Here is a 16,481-nt window from a genome sequence, read left to right as displayed (position 1 = left end):
CGGGTCATGGAACTCTATACCTACTACCGTTCGACCTCGTCTTACCGGGTGCGTATCGCGCTGGCGTTGAAGGGGCTGGATTACCAGGCGCTGCCAATCAATTTGATTGCGCCGCAAGGTGGCGAACATCGGCAGCCGACGTATCTGGGCATCAATCCACAAGGCCGGGTGCCCGCCTTGCGCACCGACGAAGGCGAGTTGCTGATCCAGTCACCGGCGATCATCGAATACCTGGAGGAACGTTATCCACAGGTGCCGCTGCTATCCAAAGACTTCGCCGCCCGCGCTCATGAGCGTGGCGTGGCGGCAGTGATCGGTTGCGATGTTCACCCTCTGCACAACGTCAGCGTGCTCAACAAGCTTCGGCAGTTGGGACACGATGAGCCACAGGTGGTGGAGTGGATCGGTCACTGGATCAGCCAAGGACTGGCGACGGTGGAGCAATTGATCGGTGACACCGGTTACTGCTTCGGCGATCAACCGGGGCTGGCGGACGTCTATTTGATCCCGCAGTTGTATGCGGCCGAGCGCTTCAATATTTCACTGGAAGCCTACCCGCGAATTCGTCGAGTGGCGGCGCTGGCGGCGACACATCCAGCCTTCTTCCTGGCCCATCCGGCGAACCAGCCGGATACGCCTTAACGCTTCACTCCGACTAATGTGGGTTGTGTGGCGAGGGGGCTTGTCGGAACGCCGCATCGCCCCGTTCGGCTGCGAAGCAGTCGTAAACCCTTTACATGCGGTTTAACTTTGAAGTGCCGGGGCCGCTTCGCGACCCAACGGGGGCGAGCCCCCTCGCCACATAGCCCGCTCCCACATGAGATCAGTGAACCACTGAGTTGGGCGGCAAATGCCCGAGTCGTTCAGTCAGGCGAATCCTCTGAATCGGATCGTCACTGAGCAGCAGCGCATGCTCCAGGTCAAAGCGCTCGGCATTCGGGCAGTCCAGTCGTTGGTAGAGGCTGGCCCGGGCCAGATAGTCCGAGGCGCTGGCGTTGCCCAGTTCAAGCACGCGCTCGGCGTCGATCAGGGCGTCGATGTAGTCATCGTTGGTGAGGTACAACTGGCGCAGGTTGCGCGACAGCCGTTGCAGCATCTGCGCCGGTTCGGCGGTCAGCAAATGCTCGGCGCCAAGCTTCATGTTCGGGCCGTACTGACGCTGCAGCAGTTCGCGACAATCATTGGGGTACAGCCGTCGCCCACCGCACGGGTCGAGCAGATGATCGGCGCCTTGCACCCGCAGCAGGAAATGCCCGGGAAAATTGACCCCGACCATGGGTATCTCCAGCCTTCTGGCCAGTTCCAGCGCAATCAGGCCCAGTACCAACGGCTGGCCGCGCCGACGTTCCAGCACTTTATTGAGTAACGCCACTTGCGGGCGCAAGGGCGTGGAGTCGTCCTGAGCGAACCCCAGGTCATTCATTCGCCGCAACAACGGTTGGGCCAATTCACTCACCGGCAGCATCGGCAACCCGTAGCTGACCCGTTGTTGCAGGTCCTTGAAGTCCGCCAGCACGGCCTCGGGATTCAGCTCCTTATCGTGTTCGACGACCATCCACAGCGCCGCCTCGAACAGCGCGGGCGGTGATCGTTGCAGACAGTCGAAAAAACGTTGGCGCGGGGTCATCAAAATCTCCGGGGAATGCCTCGTTTTAGCCCCGTCACACGCTTTCGTCCAGTGCTGCACACAGGCGGTAACAGGTTATGTCCGAAAGCGTTCAAAGCGACGCCGCTTATTCCGGTGCGCTTCTGCAATTTTTGTGCGCAAGCCTATACTGGCGACTACAAGAAGTGATTCGGGAGCCCTACGATGTTCGCTCTCATGCAAAGCACTCGCCTTGAATCGCTGCACCTGAGCGTCGATCCGGTCACCGGGTTGAAGGCGGTGATTGCCATCCACAACAGCCGTCTGGGACCTGCCCTGGGCGGGTGTCGTTACCTTGCTTACCCCAGCGATGAATCCGCGATCGAGGATGCCGTGCGCCTTGCCCAAGGCATGAGTTATAAGGCGGCCCTGGCCGGCCTGGCCCAAGGCGGTGGCGTTGCGGTGATTGTTCGCCCGGCCCATGTGGAAAATCGCGCCGCGCTATTTGAAGCCTTCGGGCGTTGCATCAACGAACTCGACGGTCGCTACATCACCGCCATCGACGCCGGCACCTCGGTGGCGGACATGGATTGCATCGCTCAACAGACGCAATTCGTCACCAGCACCACTGCCGCAGGCGACCCTGCACCGCACGCCGCCATGGGCGTATTCGCCGGTATTCGCAGCACCGCCATGGCCCGCTTGGGCAGCGATAATCTCGAAGGATTGCGCGTCGCCATTCAAGGCCTGGGCAACGTCGGTTATGCCTTGGCTGAACAACTGCACGCGGCCGGTGCCGAGTTGCTGGTCAGCGATATCGATCACGGCAAAGTGCAGCTGGCCATGGAGCAATTGGGCGCTCATCCAATCGCCAACGATGCGCTGCTCAGCACACCGTGCGACATACTCGCGCCTTGCGGCCTGGGCGGTGTGCTTAACAGCAACAGTGTGTCGCAACTGCGCTGCGCGGCGGTCGCCGGTTCGGCAAACAACCAACTGATCCATCTGGAAATCGCCGATCAGCTGGAACGCCGGGGCATTTTGTATGCGCCCGATTACGTGATCAATGCCGGCGGGCTGATCTACGTGTCGCTCAAACACCGAGGCGAAGAGCTGACGACCATCACCGCGCACCTGTCGAAAATCAGTTCACGGCTGACCGAAGTCTTCGCCCATGCCCAGGCGGAAAAGCGTTCTCCGGCCCGGGTGGCGGATGAGTTGGCGGAGAAAGTGTTGTACCGGTGACGCTGTCCTGGTGAAAAGTTTGAAAGGAGTGAAAGCCTATCCGGCCATTGCTCCCCAAGCCCTGCGCCACAAACGTAGGGCCTGACAATTGCACGCCGACTCCGCGTGCCAGGAGCCCTGTGATGCTTCACAAGGTTGAGCTGCCTTACACCCGATTTCTATCCCCTGACGGCCAGTTACTCGGCAATCTTCCCACCTGGGCCGACGATTTCAATCTGCTGACGCGCCTGTATCGGCAGATGGTCCTGACCCGCCTTTTCGATCAGAAAGCTGTCGCCTTGCAACGCACCGGGCGCATCGGCACTTATGCGCCGACCTTGGGCCAGGAAGCCATTGGTGTTGCGGTCGGCAGCCTGATGCACGCCGAAGACGTCCTGATCCCGTATTACCGCGACACCGCTGTGCAGTTGATGCGCGGCGTGCGCATGGAAGAAATCCTCCTGTATTGGGGCGGCGATGAGCGTGGCAGCGACTTTGCCGACCCGGCGGTCGCTCAGGATTTCCCGATCTGTGTGCCGATCGCCACCCAGGCCCTGCATGCTTGTGGCGTCGCCAGCGCCTTCAAAATCCGTGGCGAGCATCGGGTCGCTGTCACCACCTGCGGCGACGGCGGAACCAGCAAAGGTGATTTCCTCGAAGCCCTCAACGTTGCTGGTGCCTGGCAGTTGCCGGTGGTGTTTGTGATCAACAACAATCAATGGGCGATCTCGGTGCCGCGACGAATCCAGTGTGGCGCCCCGACCCTGGCGCAGAAAGCCATTGGCGCCGGCTTCCACGGTGAGCAAGTCGACGGCAATGACATGCTCGCCGTTTACGACCGCGTGCAAGCGGCTCTCGAACGGGCGCGCCACGGGAAAGGTCCGGTGTTACTCGAATGCCTGAGCTATCGCCTCGGCGATCACACCACGGCCGACGATGCCACGCGCTACCGGTCTGCGGACGAGGTCAAGCAGGCCTGGCTCGAAGAGCCGATCAAACGGCTGCAACGCTTCATGGCTGGGCAAGGCGTGTGGGACGAAGGCCGCGAACAGGCGCTGATCAGCGAATGCCAAGGCTTGGTGCAGGGGGCTGTGGATAACTTCGAAGCGGCGGGCCTGCAGGCACCGGAATCGGTGATCGATCATGTCTACGCCCAGTGGCCGCAAGCTTTGGCCGAGCAGCGCGAAGAGTTTCTCGAACGGGTGGCGCGCCGGACGGGAGGTTCGGGCCATGAGTAACGGTAAGGTGACGCTGCTGGAAGCGGTGAATCTGGCGTTGCATCGGGCCATGAGCGAAGACGAAAACGTTATCGTCCTCGGTGAAGATGTCGGGGTGAACGGTGGCGTGTTCCGCGCCACGCTGGGCCTGCGCGACAGTTTTGGTTTCAAGCGGGTGATCGACTCGCCGCTGGCCGAAACCATGCTTGGCGGGCTGGTGGTGGGCATGGCGGCCCAAGGCCTGAAACCGGTGGTGGAAATCCAGTTCATGGGTTTCATCTACGCCGCCATGGAGCACTTGGTGTCTCACGCCAGCCGCATGCGCAACCGCACGCGCGGGCGGATCACCTGCCCGATGGTGATGCGCACGCCCATGGGTGCCGGGATTCGCGCGCCGGAGCATCACAGCGAAAGCACCGAAGCCCTGTTCGCGCATATTCCGGGGCTGCGGGTGATAATCCCGTCCTCGCCGGCCCGGGCCTATGGCTTGTTGCTAGCGGCCATCGACGACCCGGATCCGGTGATATTTCTCGAACCAACCCGACTCTATCGAATGAACCCGCAACCACTGCTGGATGACGGCAAGCGCCTGCCGCTGGACAGCTGTTTCACCCTGCGTGAAGGCAGCGACCTTACCTTGATCAGTTGGGGCGCCAGCGTGATGGAAACCCTGCAAGCCTCCATGCAACTGGCCGAGCAGGGCGTCTCGGCGGAAGTAATCGATGTCGCCAGTATCAAACCGCTGGACCTCGATACGATGGAAGCCTCGGTGCGCAAGACCGGTCGCTGCGTGATCGTGCATGAGGCGCCGCGCTCCTGCGGGGTTGGCGCGGAAATCGCCGCGAGCCTCTACGAACGGGTATTTCTGGAATTGCAGGCACCGATCCAGCGAGTCACCGCGCCCGACATCCCGCCGCCGCTGTATCGACTGGAGTCGCTGTACATGCCCAGCGTCGAAGACATTCTTCATGCTTGCGACATTGTGCTGCACCACGCCTGACGAAGTGCCTGAGGTCGAGGAGATTGCGATGAAATATTTCAAACTGCCGGATCTGGGCGAAGGCTTGCAGGAAGCGGAAATCGTTCGCTGGCACGTCAAGGTCGGCGACACCGTCAAGGCCGACCAACTATTAGTGTCGGTGGAAACCGCCAAGGCGCTGGTGGACATTCCCGCGCCCTACGACGGCGTGGTGGCGAAAACGTTTGGTGGCGAAGGCGACATCCTTCATGTGGGTGAGCCTTTGCTCGGTTACGAAGGCGAAGCGGATGCGGGTACGGTGGTGGGACGCCTTGAGGGCGGCGGGACGAATCAGGAGGATGCATTTTTTATCGGCGCTGCGCCTTCGACTCGTGAGCACCTGGCGAACCGTGCCACGCCGGCAGTGCGTCAACGGGCTCGGCAGCTCGGTGTTGAACTGGGCGCCTTGGTCGGCTCCGGTCAGGACGGCCAGATCACCCGCAGCGACGTAGAAAGCTCGGCCCAGACGGAACGCGAACGCTTCGGCGGCGAGAAACTGCGCGGTGTGCGACGCAGCATGGCGTTGAACATGGCCAGGTCCCATGCCGAAGTGGTGCCAGTGACGATTTTTGGTGATGCCGACCTGCATCGCTGGGGCCAGGCACGAGAACCGCTGATTCGTCTGGCCAAGGCGATGGCGGCAGCCTGCGCCGTAGAACCGGTGCTCAATAGTGCCTTCGATGGTAAAACCCTGGCGCTCAAGCAACACGAACGGCTTGACCTGGGCATTGCCGTGGATACCCCGGACGGCTTGTTCGTGCCGGTGCTGCGCGATGTCGGTCAGCGCACGGCGGCGGATTTGAAAGAAGGTGTGATGCGTCTGCGGGCCGACGTGCAGGCGCGCTCGATCCCGCCCCAGGAAATGATGGGTGCGACCCTGACCCTGTCGAACTTCGGCACCTTGTTCGGCCGTTACGCCAACCCGGTGGTGGTGCCGCCGCAAGTGGCGATCCTCGCCGCCGGGGCGATCCGCGATGAACCGGTGGCGGTCGACGGAGCGGTGGTGGTGCATCCGATTCTGCCGCTGTCCCTGACCTTCGATCACCGCGTGGTCACCGGTGGCGAGGCGGCGCGGTTCTTCAAGGCGTTGGTCGAGGCGCTGGAACAACCCTAGTCCAGGTTTCCCGCAGGCATGAAAAAGGCCCTGAGTCATTTGACTCAGGGCCTATTCAATTCGGGCATTGCTTACTTTGGTGTCTTGGCGGCTTTGGCTGGCTTGGTCGGCTCAGCGCCTGTCGCTTCAACTGGTGCAGCTACTTCAACAGGTTCAGTGGCTTCGGCGGGTGCATTCAGCAGTTCGGACAGTGCGTCCGGCTGGCTCTTGAATGCCTTGGCGAATACATCACGGTTCTTCGCCATGTAGATCCCGGCTTCTTCCACTTGCTGTTCGGTCAGGGACGGAACGGCTTTTTGCAACACTTCAGCCAGCAATTCGGCCAGTTCGAGCATTTTGTCATGACGGTCAGCTTCGGCTTTATCCATGAACAAGCGCTCCAGATCTCGGCTGCTGCGGTATACCACTTCGACGGCCATTCACCACCTCACATGCCTTCACATTAGTTGTCTGTTTCGACTACTGTATTTATATACAGCGAAAAGGATAAGCGAATCCCTGCGCTTTGGGTAGTGGCTTTTTAATGTAGACCGAATTCAGGGTTTGTCAGGTGAACCGTGTCGCTCCATTCGCGGGCAAGCCCGCTCCCACAAGGATCACCGCTGAACCCTGTGGGAGCGGGCTTGCCCGCGATGGCGTCCGTCCAACCACCGCCAACGTGTCTCATATCACCCAGCCATCATCTCACCCAACAGCATCTGGCCTTTTTTCTGCATGCAGAACAACCGTCACGTCCAACCCGCATCATCCGCTCGAACCGAGCTAAGGAACCATCATCGTGAAAATCAACTGGGCCGAGAACCTGCGGCAGAACGTGCACCAACTGGCCGAGTCCCTGGGCAACCTGTTCGTCGAGACCTTCCACTACCTGGCACTTTTCGCCATTGGTGCCGTGACCGCGTGGGCGGCGGTGATGGAATTCTTGCAGATGATCGAGGCGGGGTACATCAAGATCGATGACATCTTGCTGCTGTTCATCTACCTGGAACTGGGGGCGATGGTCGGGATTTATTTCAAGACCAACCACATGCCGGTGCGCTTCCTGATTTACGTGGCGATCACTGCGCTGACGCGGCTGCTGATCTCCAACGTCTCGCATCACAATCCGCCAGACCTGGGGATCATCTACCTGTGCGGCGGGATTCTGCTGCTGGCGTTTGCGATTCTGGTGGTGCGTTACGCTTCGTCGCAATTTCCTTCGGTGAAGATCGAACACCCGCAACGCAAGATCGGTGCGGGTTCCGGTGAGCATCCCGAAGTGGAGAAGGGCGAGCTTTAAAGCCCCATTGAAGGCCGAGGCCGGGAATTGACCAAGGGCGGTGGCGGGTTGCGACTGTCGCCGTCGGTCATGGCTTCGAGGATGGCCACGGCGCTGTGGCCCTGTTCGATGGCGATGCCGAATTGAATGCTTTGCACCAAGCGTTTGAGGCGCTTGGGGTCATTGCGCTGTTCGGCGCTGATCATCCGTTTGGCCACCACGCGGCCGCTTTTAGAGAGGGTCAGCATGATGCTGCCGTCCAGCCCCTGAATGCTCAGGTTGACTTGATAATCCGGTGCAAAGGCATCGGTAATGAGTTGAAAGGGGTTGTCCATGATGCGTCACCGCCTGATTGAACGTGCAGTTGTTGACCGGCCATGATCGGGATTAGTTCGCAACACCAGACCATCGGCCATTCCATAGCCATATCGCCATCATCGCGTTTGCAGGAGCTGCCGCAGGCTGCGATCTTTTGATTTTGATGTTCGCTGAAGATCAAAAGATCGCAGCCTTCGGCAGCTCCTACAGGGATATAGCAAAGGGCATGCCGGGAAAACGATGGAACAATGAACACGGCAAAAAGAAGGCGGGCACCTTGGCCCGCCTTCTTTTTGCCTGCCCGTTTCAGGGCATGAACGAGTAGATGATCGCAGACAGTGCAATCAAACCGATCAACACCACGAACACATTCGACGCCTGATTCGAGTACTGGCGCAAGGCCGGCACGCGGCGGATGGCGTACATCGGCATCAGGAACAACAGGCACGCAATGATCGGTCCGCCGAGAGTTTCGATCATGCCCAGGATGCTCGGGTTGAAGGTCGCGACGGCCCAGCAACTGAGGATCATGAACAGCGCGGTGACGCGGTTCAGCCAACTGCTGGACATGACGCGGCCACGGCCACGCAGGCTTTTCACGATCAGGCCCTGAAAGCCTTCGCTGGCGCCGATGTAATGGCCGAGGAAGGATTTGGTGATCGCCACCAGCGCAATCAACGGCGCGGCATAAGCGATGACCGGTGTCTGGAAGTGGTTGGCGAGGTACGACAGGATCGAAATGTTCTGCGCCTTCGCCGCAGCCAAATCAGCCGGGGACAACGCCAGCACGCAGCTGAAGCAAAAGAACATCACCGTGACGACCATCATGGCGTGAGCGATCGCGAGAATGCCGCTGCTCTTGCGTTCGGCTTGCTCGCCGTAACGCTGTTTTTGATCGACGGCGAAGGCGGAGATGATCGGCGAATGGTTGAACGAGAACACCATCACCGGAATCGCCAGCCACAAGGTCTTGAAGAACAGCGGCAGTGGCATGCCTTCGCTGGCATTGGCGAAGAACGCGCCGTTCCAGTTCGGGATCAGGCTGACGCCGAGCAGCAGCAACGCCGCGACGAACGGGTAAACCAGCACGCTCATGCATTTGACGATGACGCTCTGACCGCAACGGACGATGGCCATCAAGCCGAGAATCAACCCCAGCGACAGGATCGCCCGAGGTGGCGGTGTCATGTGCAACTGGTGCTCCATGAGGCTGCTCAGGGTGTTGGTCAGCGCCACGCTGTACACCAGCAAAATCGGGAAGATCGCGAAGAAATACAGCAGCGTGATCAGCTTGCCGGCGCCGATGCCGAAGTGTTCTTCCACCACTTCGGTAATGTCCCCGGAACGGCCGGACAATACGAAACGCGTCAGGCCGCGGTGGGCGAAGAAGGTCATCGGAAAGGCCAGTACCGCCAGGAGTAGCAGCGGCCAGAAACCACCGACACCGGCGTTGATCGGCAGGAACAACGTGCCGGCGCCAATTGCCGTGCCATAGAGGCCAAGCATCCAGGTGGTGTCGTGTTTACTCCAGCCTTTGTGGGTTGTTTCGCTATTGCGTGTCAGGTCTACAGCGGGATTATCGGCAACAGGTGTACGTACATCGGTCATCGTTTTTGCCTCGTTATTATTCTTGCTCGGGCTCACGTATTGCGGACGGTCAGGGAGTGCTCCTCAGCACTCCACCCAGCTGACAGCCAGGCCGCCCCGTGAAGTTTCTTTGTATTTGTCGTGCATGTCGGCGCCGGTATCGCGCATGGTGCGGATCACCCGGTCCAGGGAAATGAAGTGTTTGCCGTCGCCGCGCAGGGCCATTTGCGTGGCGTTGATCGCCTTCACGGCAGCGATTGCGTTGCGCTCGATGCACGGCACCTGTACCAGACCGCCGACCGGATCGCAGGTCAGGCCGAGGTTGTGTTCAAGGCCGATTTCGGCGGCGTTTTCCAGTTGCTCGGGAGTCGCTCCGAGTATGTCGGCCAAGCCGGCGGCGGCCATGGCGCACGCCGAACCGACTTCGCCCTGGCAGCCGACTTCGGCGCCGGAAATCGAGGCGTTTTTCTTGCAGAGAATGCCTACAGCGGCAGCGCCCAAAAAGAACGCCACGACGTCATCGTCCGACGCGTCCGGGTTGAATTTCATGTAGTAGTGCAGCACGGCGGGAATGATCCCCGCCGCCCCGTTTGTAGGCGCGGTAACCATGCGTCCGCCGGCCGCGTTTTCTTCGTTCACGGCGAGGGCGAACAGGTTGACCCACTCCATGGCTGACAGGGTGGAACTGATGACATTCGGTTTGCCGATTTCCAACAGGCTGCGGTGCAATTTCGCGGCGCGGCGGGGAACATTCAAACCGCCGGGCAGGATGCCTTCGTGACGCAAACCTTGCTCGACGCATTCACGCATTACCGACCAGATATGCAGCAAGCCCTGGCGGATCTCGACATCGCTACGCCAGGCCCGTTCGTTGGCCATCATCAGCTCGGAAACCCGCAGACCGTGCTGGTTGCAGAGCTTGAGCAATTCGGCGGCACTGGAGAAATCGTACGGCAGGACTACATCGCTGGCCGGCGCAATGCCGGACTCGGCTTCGGCTGCTTCGATGATGAAACCACCGCCCACCGAGTAGTACGTTTGCTCGAACAGTTCACTGGTTTCGCCGAAGGCTGTCAGAGACATGGCGTTGGGGTGGTAGGGCAGGCTCTCGTCGAGCAGCAGGAGATCGCGCTGCCAGTTGAAGGCAATGGGCGATTTACCGGCCAGACTCAGTTCGCCGGTTTCACGCAAGGTGTGAATTCGGCTGTCGATGCTGGTCGGATCAATGCTGTCTGGCCATTCACCCATCAGGCCCATGACGCAGGCACGGTCGGTTGCGTGGCCGACGCCAGTGGCCGAAAGGGAGCCGTAGAGGCGGATTTCTACCCGACGTACGTCGGCCAGTAAATCCTGGTCAATCAGTGCCTGGGCGAAGGTCGCGGCGGCGCGCATCGGGCCGACGGTGTGGGAACTGGACGGACCGATGCCGACTTTGAAGAGATCGAAAACACTGATAGCCATGCTAAAGCCTATACAAGCAATGGAAGAGAAATCGCCGCCATTTCTGTAGGACAAGCGCAATGTCGGCGATACTGCCAACCTCGGTCCTACGTGACCAACGAAACTTCCTAAGACAGCCTTTAGCAGGACTAAACAATGAGTCGCCAATTGCACGCCCAGACCTACGTCTGGCTGCACGTGTTTTCGTGTGCCGCGCGGCACTTGTCCTTCACCCGTTGTGCCGAAGAACTGCACATCACGCCGGGGGCGGTCAGTCAGCAAATTCGCCAACTGGAAGAGCGGCTGGGTTTTCGCCTGTTTCATCGTCGCGCCCGGGGCGTGGAATTGAGCGCCGAAGGCCAGCGATTGGCTATCACCGTCAACGAAGCCTACGGCAGCATCGATGCGGAATTGCGACGACTGGACGCGGGAATGATCAGCGGGATTTTACGGTTGCGCTCGATTCCATCGTTCCTGAGCAAATGGCTGACCCCGCGCCTGCCGCGTTTGCAACAGCGCTTTCCGGATATTCAGCTGCGGCTGGTGGCCGAGGACAGCAGTGTTCCGTTGCATGAAGGCGATTTCGATCTGGCGATTGACCTGAACGACGGCAGTTATCCCGGATTGTTATCCACAGCCTTGTTGGATGAGCAGATCTTTCCGGTGTGTGCCCCGAGCCTGCTTCGCGGCCGGCCGCCACTGCACGGCCCGGCAGACCTGGTGCATTTTCCGTTGCTGCACGACATCACCGCCTGGCGAGGAAGTTACGAGTACGCGGAATGGGAGTTTTATCTCAACGCCATCGGCTTCGAGGGCGCGGATGTGCGGCGCGGGCATACCTTCAATCGCAATCACCTGACCATCGAAGCGGCGATCGCCGGCATGGGCGTAGCCATTGCACGGCGAACGCTGCTCAACGATGAACTGGAACGCGGGACGTTGATCGTGCCATTTGGCCTGGCGGTGCCTAATCACAAGCGTTACGTGTTGCTCTATGCGCCGGGAGCGCTGAGCCATCCGGGCGTGCGTGCGGTGCATGACTGGCTGGTGGAAGAGGCGGGGATATTTCGTAGTCTGCATCCGCTGGCGGAGCGGCAGATGTGAGCAGCTAGGACATCAAACAGGGGCGACCGAACTCCCGACATTAACAGCGCTTTTGCCCGTTGTCCGGCTTTTTTTACGTATGAATATTTATCTTTTTTTAGGGGTTGAATTATCCAGCGTACACACCGATTGTGTAACCAAGAGGTCACGGTGATGACGCCCAAGGGGCTAGCTGACCGGCCTCTCGCGAGCTAGCTGAAATAAGGGATGAACTATGCAAATCCAAGTCAATAGCGATAACCATATTCAAAGCAGCATCCGACTGGAGGAGTGGGTACGTACGACCATTGAGAGCACGCTCGAACGTTATGAAGAGGACCTGACCCGCGTCGAGGTCCACCTGCGGGACGAGAACGGCGACAAACCCGGTCCCCACGATATGCGCTGCCAGCTGGAAGCGCGGCCAAAAGGCCACCAACCGATTTCTGTCACTCATAAAGCCGCTAACCTGGAACTGGCGATCGACGGTGCGGCCGAAAAACTCGAACATGCGCTTGAACATCTGTTCGGCAAACTGCGGGGCAAACCACGTGCCGCTGTGGTGCCGTTCGAAAGGCCTACGGCCGATGCGCTGCTGGAAGACGAGTTTCTCGAGAACGAACAGGCTGCACAAAACGGCTGAGGCCTGATTCACTTTTTACCTTCCCACGTTCTCTCCACCTGAAAAACGGGCCTGCTTATGCAGGCCCGTTCTTGTTTCAGCATCCATCGGTGCCAACCACCAGGCTAGTCAACCGGGCCAGCTGCCGAAGGCTGCGATCTTTTGATTTTGCTTTACCGCCAGAACGCCTGCCGATATTCCCCGGGCGTCCCACCCAAAGCCTGACGAAACCGGTTGGTGAAATGGCTCGCGCTGGCAAACCCACAGGCCAATGCAATCTCCCCCAATGGCTGCGACGTCCCGCGCAACAACTCCTGCGCCCGGCTCAGTCGTCTAGCCAACACATACTGATGCGGCGGCAAACCGAAGCTCACACGAAACATCCGCGCAAAGTGGTATTCCGACAACGCACACAATGCCGCCAACTGCCCAAGGCTGATCGCTTCCGCCAATTGATGATCGATGAACTCCACCAACTGCCGCCGTTGATGTGCCGCCAACCCACCCTTGAGGCGCAGGCCCTCACGCACGCCGACCTGGCTGAGCAGGGCATGGCTGAGCATTTCGTGGGCCAGGCTGCTGGTGAGAAGGCGTTCGCCGGGTTCATCCCAGTTGAGAGCGATCAGCTGCCGAAAGCGCCGGGCTTGCGGCGGGTCTTCGAGGAACGTGCGCTCGCGCAACTGCAATTCCCGCGGTTCGCGATCCAGCAGCGTGACGCAGCCAAGGGCAAATTGTTCGGGGCTGAAATACAGGTGGGCCAGGCGAATATCGCCATTGATCACCCAGCCTGACTGATGGTCGGCCGGCAGAATGCACAGCTTGTCCGGGCCGCCCTTGGTGCCGGGCTGATCGCGGCGAAAGGTGCCCGTGCCGCCGGCGATGTAGCAGGACAAGGTGTGATGGCTCGGCGCTTCGTAGTCCTGGGCGTCATGGTGGTTGTTCCACAAAGCTGCAGCCATGCCGTCACCGAGCTCTGCGCTGTGCTCCAGGCGAGCATTGGGCGAGCGGTTAAGCGCTTGAAAGACTTGCAACGTTTCCAGTGCGGCCATGATCGGTTCTCTCCAACGCTTTGCATCCTACTCCGTAGACGTTGGCCTGCCAGCCCGCCGGCCGACAAAAGCGCAAGTTTATGCAAGTGCGCCCACGATTGGCGCAGCACACTGGACCCCTAATCAGGCAATGCACTGTGGCGAGGGAGCTTGCTCCCGCTTGAGTGCACAGCGCTCACAAAACTGGCGAAATTTGCCAGGACTTGGGGCCGCTACGCAGCCCAGCGCGAGCAAGCTCGCTCGCCACAAAGTGAACAGCATTGCCCATCCCGGAGCTGTCGCCATGAACCTTTGTTTGTATCTACTGACCGTGCTGATCTGGGGCACCACCTGGATCGCCTTGAAATGGCAATTGGGTGTGGTGGCGATTCCGGTGTCGATCGTCTATCGCTTCGGCCTTGCCGCATTGGTGCTGTTCGCGCTGTTGCTGCTCAGCCGGCGCCTGCAACCGATGAACCGTCGCGGGCATCTGATTTGCCTGGCGCAGGGGCTGTGCCTGTTTTGCATCAACTTCATGTGCTTCCTCACCGCCAGCCAGTGGATCCCCAGCGGTCTGGTCGCCGTGGTGTTTTCCACCGCCACCCTGTGGAACGCCTTCAATGCGCGGGTGTTCTTCGGCCAGAAAATTGCCCGTAACGTGCTGATGGGCGGCGCGTTGGGCTTACTCGGGCTTGGCCTGCTGTTCTGGCCGGAGCTGGCCGGTCATACCGCCAGCCCCGAAACCTTGCTCGGGTTGGGTCTGGCATTGCTCGGCACCTTGTGTTTCTCGGCCGGCAACATGCTGTCGAGTCTGCAACAGAAGGCGGGCCTGAAACCCCTGACCACCAATGCCTGGGGCATGGCTTACGGTGCGGCGATGTTGTCGGCGTGGTGCCTGGTCAAAGGCATCCCGTTCGACATGGAATGGAATGCCCGCTACATCGGGTCGTTGCTGTACCTGGTGATTCCAGGCTCAGTGATCGGCTTCACCGCCTACCTGACGCTGGTCGGGCGCATGGGGCCGGAGCGGGCGGCGTATTGCACCGTACTGTTTCCGGTGGTGGCGCTGAATGTGTCGGCGTTTGTCGAAGGCTATCAATGGACTGCGCCGGCACTGGTGGGGCTGGTGCTGGTGATGTTGGGGAATGTGTTGGTGTTCCGTAAGCCCAAAGCGTCGATGGTGCAGGGGAATGGCAAATTGGCCTGACGTTTTTAAAGATTGAGCGCGTATTACTCAGCGCTCAATCCTCAATGCCACATACATCAATAGTGGCAGCATAAAATCAACAATATGCCGGGCCCAGTCCTTGGCATTCCATGTCTGTGATTTATCCATGTTGAACCATTCGACGCCGATAACCTGCAGGCAGACGTAATAGATGAACAGGCCGATCATTAAACCGATAATCGAGAATTTTTTTGCTTCGTGAAACTCTTTGGCTGAAGCATTCAGTTTTCGATAGAGGTGGTAAGTGCCCATCAGGCAATAAACGGTATAAGTTACTTCCAGGGTGATGATAAGCCAGTAAATCCGGTGGTGAAGCATGGGCGAGGTGATGGCCCGATAGTCGGTTTTTTCGCTATTATTGGCCGTGTCCATGCTCAGAACGTGGCCGACATATTCGTAGTTGGTAGCGTAATCTGTAAAGTTGCTATACATCACTAGCAAGCCGAAAAAACTTATGTAAGCCATCAGTAGTATTTTGCTGATTCTGATGGTTTTAGCGGTTGTAAGGCTGTTCAAATTTAGCGCGCTCCATAAAAATTATTCGTAGGATCGAGTAAGTAATGGAGAGTCTATAGCGCTTGATTTTTTTTCGTCGGTGGACTGAATTGCAAGTTGTGTAGCGAGCGGGCAGCCGTTAAAAACGCCTGCCCGTTTTAAGTTAGCCTTTCCACACTTGCGGATTCACCAGATCTTGCGGCCGCTCACCCAACAAGGCGCTACGCAAGTTGGCCAAGGCACGGTTGGCCATGGCTTCACGGGTTTCGTGAGTCGCGGAGCCGATGTGCGGCAGGGTCACGGCGTTTTTCAGTTGGAACAATGGCGACTCGGCCAGGGGTTCTTTCTCGTAGACGTCCAGCCCGGCACCGCGAATGCGGTTGTTTTGCAGCGCCTCGATCAGCGCCGGTTCGTCCACGACCGGGCCGCGGGCGATGTTCACCAGAATGGCGCTCGGTTTCATCAGCGCCAGTTCACGGTGGCTGATCAGGTGTCTGGTTTTTTCGCTGAGCGGCACCACCAGGCAGACGAAATCGGCTTCGGCCAGCAGCTGGTCGAGGCTGCGGAACTGCGCACCGAGCTCCTGTTCCAGTTCGGTCTTGCGGCTGTTGCCACTGTAGATAATCGGCATGTTGAAGCCCAGCCGCCCGCGACGGGCGATGGCCGCGCCGATGTTGCCCATACCGACGATGCCCAACGTTTTGCCATGCACATCGCTGCCAAACAACGGCGCGCCGACGGTGGCTTGCCATTGGCCGGCCTTGGTCCAGGCGTCCAGCTCGGCGACGCGGCGGGCGCTGCTCATGAGCAAGGCAAAGGCCAGGTCGGCGGTGCTTTCGGTGAGCACGTCGGGGGTGTTGGTGAGCATGATCCCGCGTTCGTTGAAGTAGGCGAGATCGTAGTTGTCGTAGCCAACGGAGACGCTGGAGACCACTTCCAGTTTGGCGGCATTTTCCAGTTGCGTGCGACCGAGTTTGCGGCCGACGCCGACCAGGCCGTGGGCGTGGGGCAGGGCTTCGTTGAATTGGGCGTTGATGTCGCCGTTTTTCGGGTTCGGCACGATCACGTCGAAGTCTTGTTGCAGACGTTCGATCATCGGTGGGGTGATACGGCTGAAGGCGAGGACGGTTTTTTTCATTGGAAGCGGCTCGTCGGGCTTGGAGAATGCCAAGCACGCTAACATTCTTCGAGGGTTGGGTGCGAGTGCCTGCGGATGTACGCCGTCTAACTGTGGGAGCGGGCTTGCTCGCGAAAGCGGAGTGTC

The 16,481-nt window shown here is 59.5% G+C and carries 16 protein-coding genes and 1 pseudogene; 9 read left to right on the top strand and 8 right to left on the bottom strand.

The window, feature by feature from the left end:
* The first annotated feature begins 6 nt into the window (after positions 1-6).
* Positions 7-642, top strand: a complete 636-nt coding sequence (gene maiA, locus ACZ3HH_RS21695) for a maleylacetoacetate isomerase (RefSeq protein WP_050681494.1) — start codon at positions 7-9, stop codon at positions 640-642.
* Between the two features lie 181 nt (positions 643-823).
* Here the strand turns inward: maiA and ACZ3HH_RS21690 are convergent, their stop codons facing one another.
* Positions 824-1,627, bottom strand: a complete 804-nt coding sequence (locus ACZ3HH_RS21690) for a SirB1 family protein (RefSeq protein ID WP_465807534.1) — start codon at positions 1,625-1,627, stop codon at positions 824-826.
* 183 nt (positions 1,628-1,810) lie between these two features.
* On the opposite strand from ACZ3HH_RS21690, the gene ACZ3HH_RS21685 reads away from it, so the two are divergent.
* From ACZ3HH_RS21685 to ACZ3HH_RS21670, 4 genes are all read left to right on the top strand, one after another.
* On the top strand, positions 1,811-2,830 hold the full coding sequence (locus ACZ3HH_RS21685; protein ID WP_460147886.1) for a Glu/Leu/Phe/Val dehydrogenase family protein: 1,020 nt from the start codon (positions 1,811-1,813) through the stop codon (positions 2,828-2,830).
* A 122-nt stretch (positions 2,831-2,952) separates the two neighbouring features.
* Positions 2,953-4,047 (top strand): pyruvate dehydrogenase (acetyl-transferring) E1 component subunit alpha, encoded by a 1,095-nt coding sequence (gene pdhA / locus ACZ3HH_RS21680; protein WP_465807531.1) that lies wholly within the window; start codon positions 2,953-2,955, stop codon positions 4,045-4,047.
* On the top strand, positions 4,040-5,026 hold the full coding sequence (locus tag ACZ3HH_RS21675) for an alpha-ketoacid dehydrogenase subunit beta (RefSeq protein WP_465807529.1): 987 nt from the start codon (positions 4,040-4,042) through the stop codon (positions 5,024-5,026). Before pdhA ends, ACZ3HH_RS21675 begins: the two co-directional genes overlap by 8 nt.
* 28 nt (positions 5,027-5,054) lie before the next feature.
* Positions 5,055-6,158 carry a dihydrolipoamide acetyltransferase family protein gene (locus ACZ3HH_RS21670; RefSeq protein ID WP_465807527.1) on the top strand — a complete coding sequence of 368 codons (1,104 nt, stop codon included), beginning with the start codon at positions 5,055-5,057 and terminating at the stop codon, positions 6,156-6,158.
* A 164-nt stretch (positions 6,159-6,322) separates the two neighbouring features.
* On the opposite strand, the pseudogene ACZ3HH_RS21665 reads toward ACZ3HH_RS21670, so the two are convergent.
* Positions 6,323-6,577 (bottom strand): annotated as a pseudogene (locus ACZ3HH_RS21665) (YebG family protein); the annotation flags it as partial.
* Positions 6,578-6,936: 359 nt separating this feature from the next.
* Here ACZ3HH_RS21665 and ACZ3HH_RS21660 point away from each other — a divergent pair.
* Positions 6,937-7,437: a phosphate-starvation-inducible protein PsiE gene (locus ACZ3HH_RS21660; RefSeq protein WP_465807525.1), complete on the top strand. Its 501-nt coding sequence runs from the start codon at positions 6,937-6,939 to the stop codon at positions 7,435-7,437.
* Here the strand turns inward: ACZ3HH_RS21660 and ACZ3HH_RS21655 are convergent.
* From ACZ3HH_RS21655 to ACZ3HH_RS21645, 3 genes are all read right to left on the bottom strand, one after another.
* Positions 7,434-7,751 (bottom strand): DUF3509 domain-containing protein, encoded by a 318-nt coding sequence (locus tag ACZ3HH_RS21655; RefSeq protein ID WP_465807522.1) that lies wholly within the window; start codon positions 7,749-7,751, stop codon positions 7,434-7,436. The genes ACZ3HH_RS21660 and ACZ3HH_RS21655 overlap by 4 nt on opposite strands.
* 289 nt (positions 7,752-8,040) lie before the next feature.
* Entirely contained in the window at positions 8,041-9,342 is a 1,302-nt protein-coding gene (locus tag ACZ3HH_RS21650; RefSeq protein WP_465807520.1) for a serine/threonine transporter, read from the bottom strand.
* 63 nt (positions 9,343-9,405) lie between these two features.
* Complete coding sequence (locus ACZ3HH_RS21645) at positions 9,406-10,782, bottom strand: L-serine ammonia-lyase (RefSeq protein ID WP_465807518.1); 1,377 nt, start codon at positions 10,780-10,782, stop codon at positions 9,406-9,408.
* A 135-nt stretch (positions 10,783-10,917) separates the two neighbouring features.
* Between ACZ3HH_RS21645 and ACZ3HH_RS21640 the strand changes: the two genes are divergently transcribed.
* Complete coding sequence (locus tag ACZ3HH_RS21640; RefSeq protein ID WP_007903267.1) at positions 10,918-11,865, top strand: LysR substrate-binding domain-containing protein; 948 nt, start codon at positions 10,918-10,920, stop codon at positions 11,863-11,865.
* Positions 11,866-12,079: 214 nt separating this feature from the next.
* Positions 12,080-12,487 (top strand): HPF/RaiA family ribosome-associated protein, encoded by a 408-nt coding sequence (locus tag ACZ3HH_RS21635; RefSeq protein WP_008070486.1) that lies wholly within the window; start codon positions 12,080-12,082, stop codon positions 12,485-12,487.
* A gap of 152 nt (positions 12,488-12,639) precedes the next feature.
* Here the strand turns inward: ACZ3HH_RS21635 and ACZ3HH_RS21630 are convergent, their stop codons facing one another.
* Positions 12,640-13,515 carry a helix-turn-helix domain-containing protein gene (locus ACZ3HH_RS21630; RefSeq protein WP_465807515.1) on the bottom strand — a complete coding sequence of 292 codons (876 nt, stop codon included), beginning with the start codon at positions 13,513-13,515 and terminating at the stop codon, positions 12,640-12,642.
* Positions 13,516-13,798: 283 nt separating this feature from the next.
* On the opposite strand from ACZ3HH_RS21630, the gene ACZ3HH_RS21625 reads away from it, so the two are divergent.
* Positions 13,799-14,701, top strand: coding sequence for a DMT family transporter (locus ACZ3HH_RS21625; RefSeq protein ID WP_465807513.1), 903 nt, complete (start codon positions 13,799-13,801; stop codon positions 14,699-14,701).
* A 27-nt stretch (positions 14,702-14,728) separates the two neighbouring features.
* Here the strand turns inward: ACZ3HH_RS21625 and ACZ3HH_RS21620 are convergent, their stop codons facing one another.
* Entirely contained in the window at positions 14,729-15,238 is a 510-nt protein-coding gene (locus ACZ3HH_RS21620) for a DUF2165 family protein (RefSeq protein ID WP_465807511.1), read from the bottom strand.
* A 142-nt stretch (positions 15,239-15,380) separates the two neighbouring features.
* Positions 15,381-16,355: a 2-hydroxyacid dehydrogenase gene (locus ACZ3HH_RS21615; protein WP_465807509.1), complete on the bottom strand. Its 975-nt coding sequence runs from the start codon at positions 16,353-16,355 to the stop codon at positions 15,381-15,383.
* Positions 16,356-16,481: the final 126 nt, after the last annotated feature.

The sequence above is a fragment of the Pseudomonas sp. PME37.24/025 genome (assembly GCF_055556615.1).
Note: the sequence above shows the minus strand (reverse complement) of the source record. Positions and strands in the feature narration are given on the sequence as shown.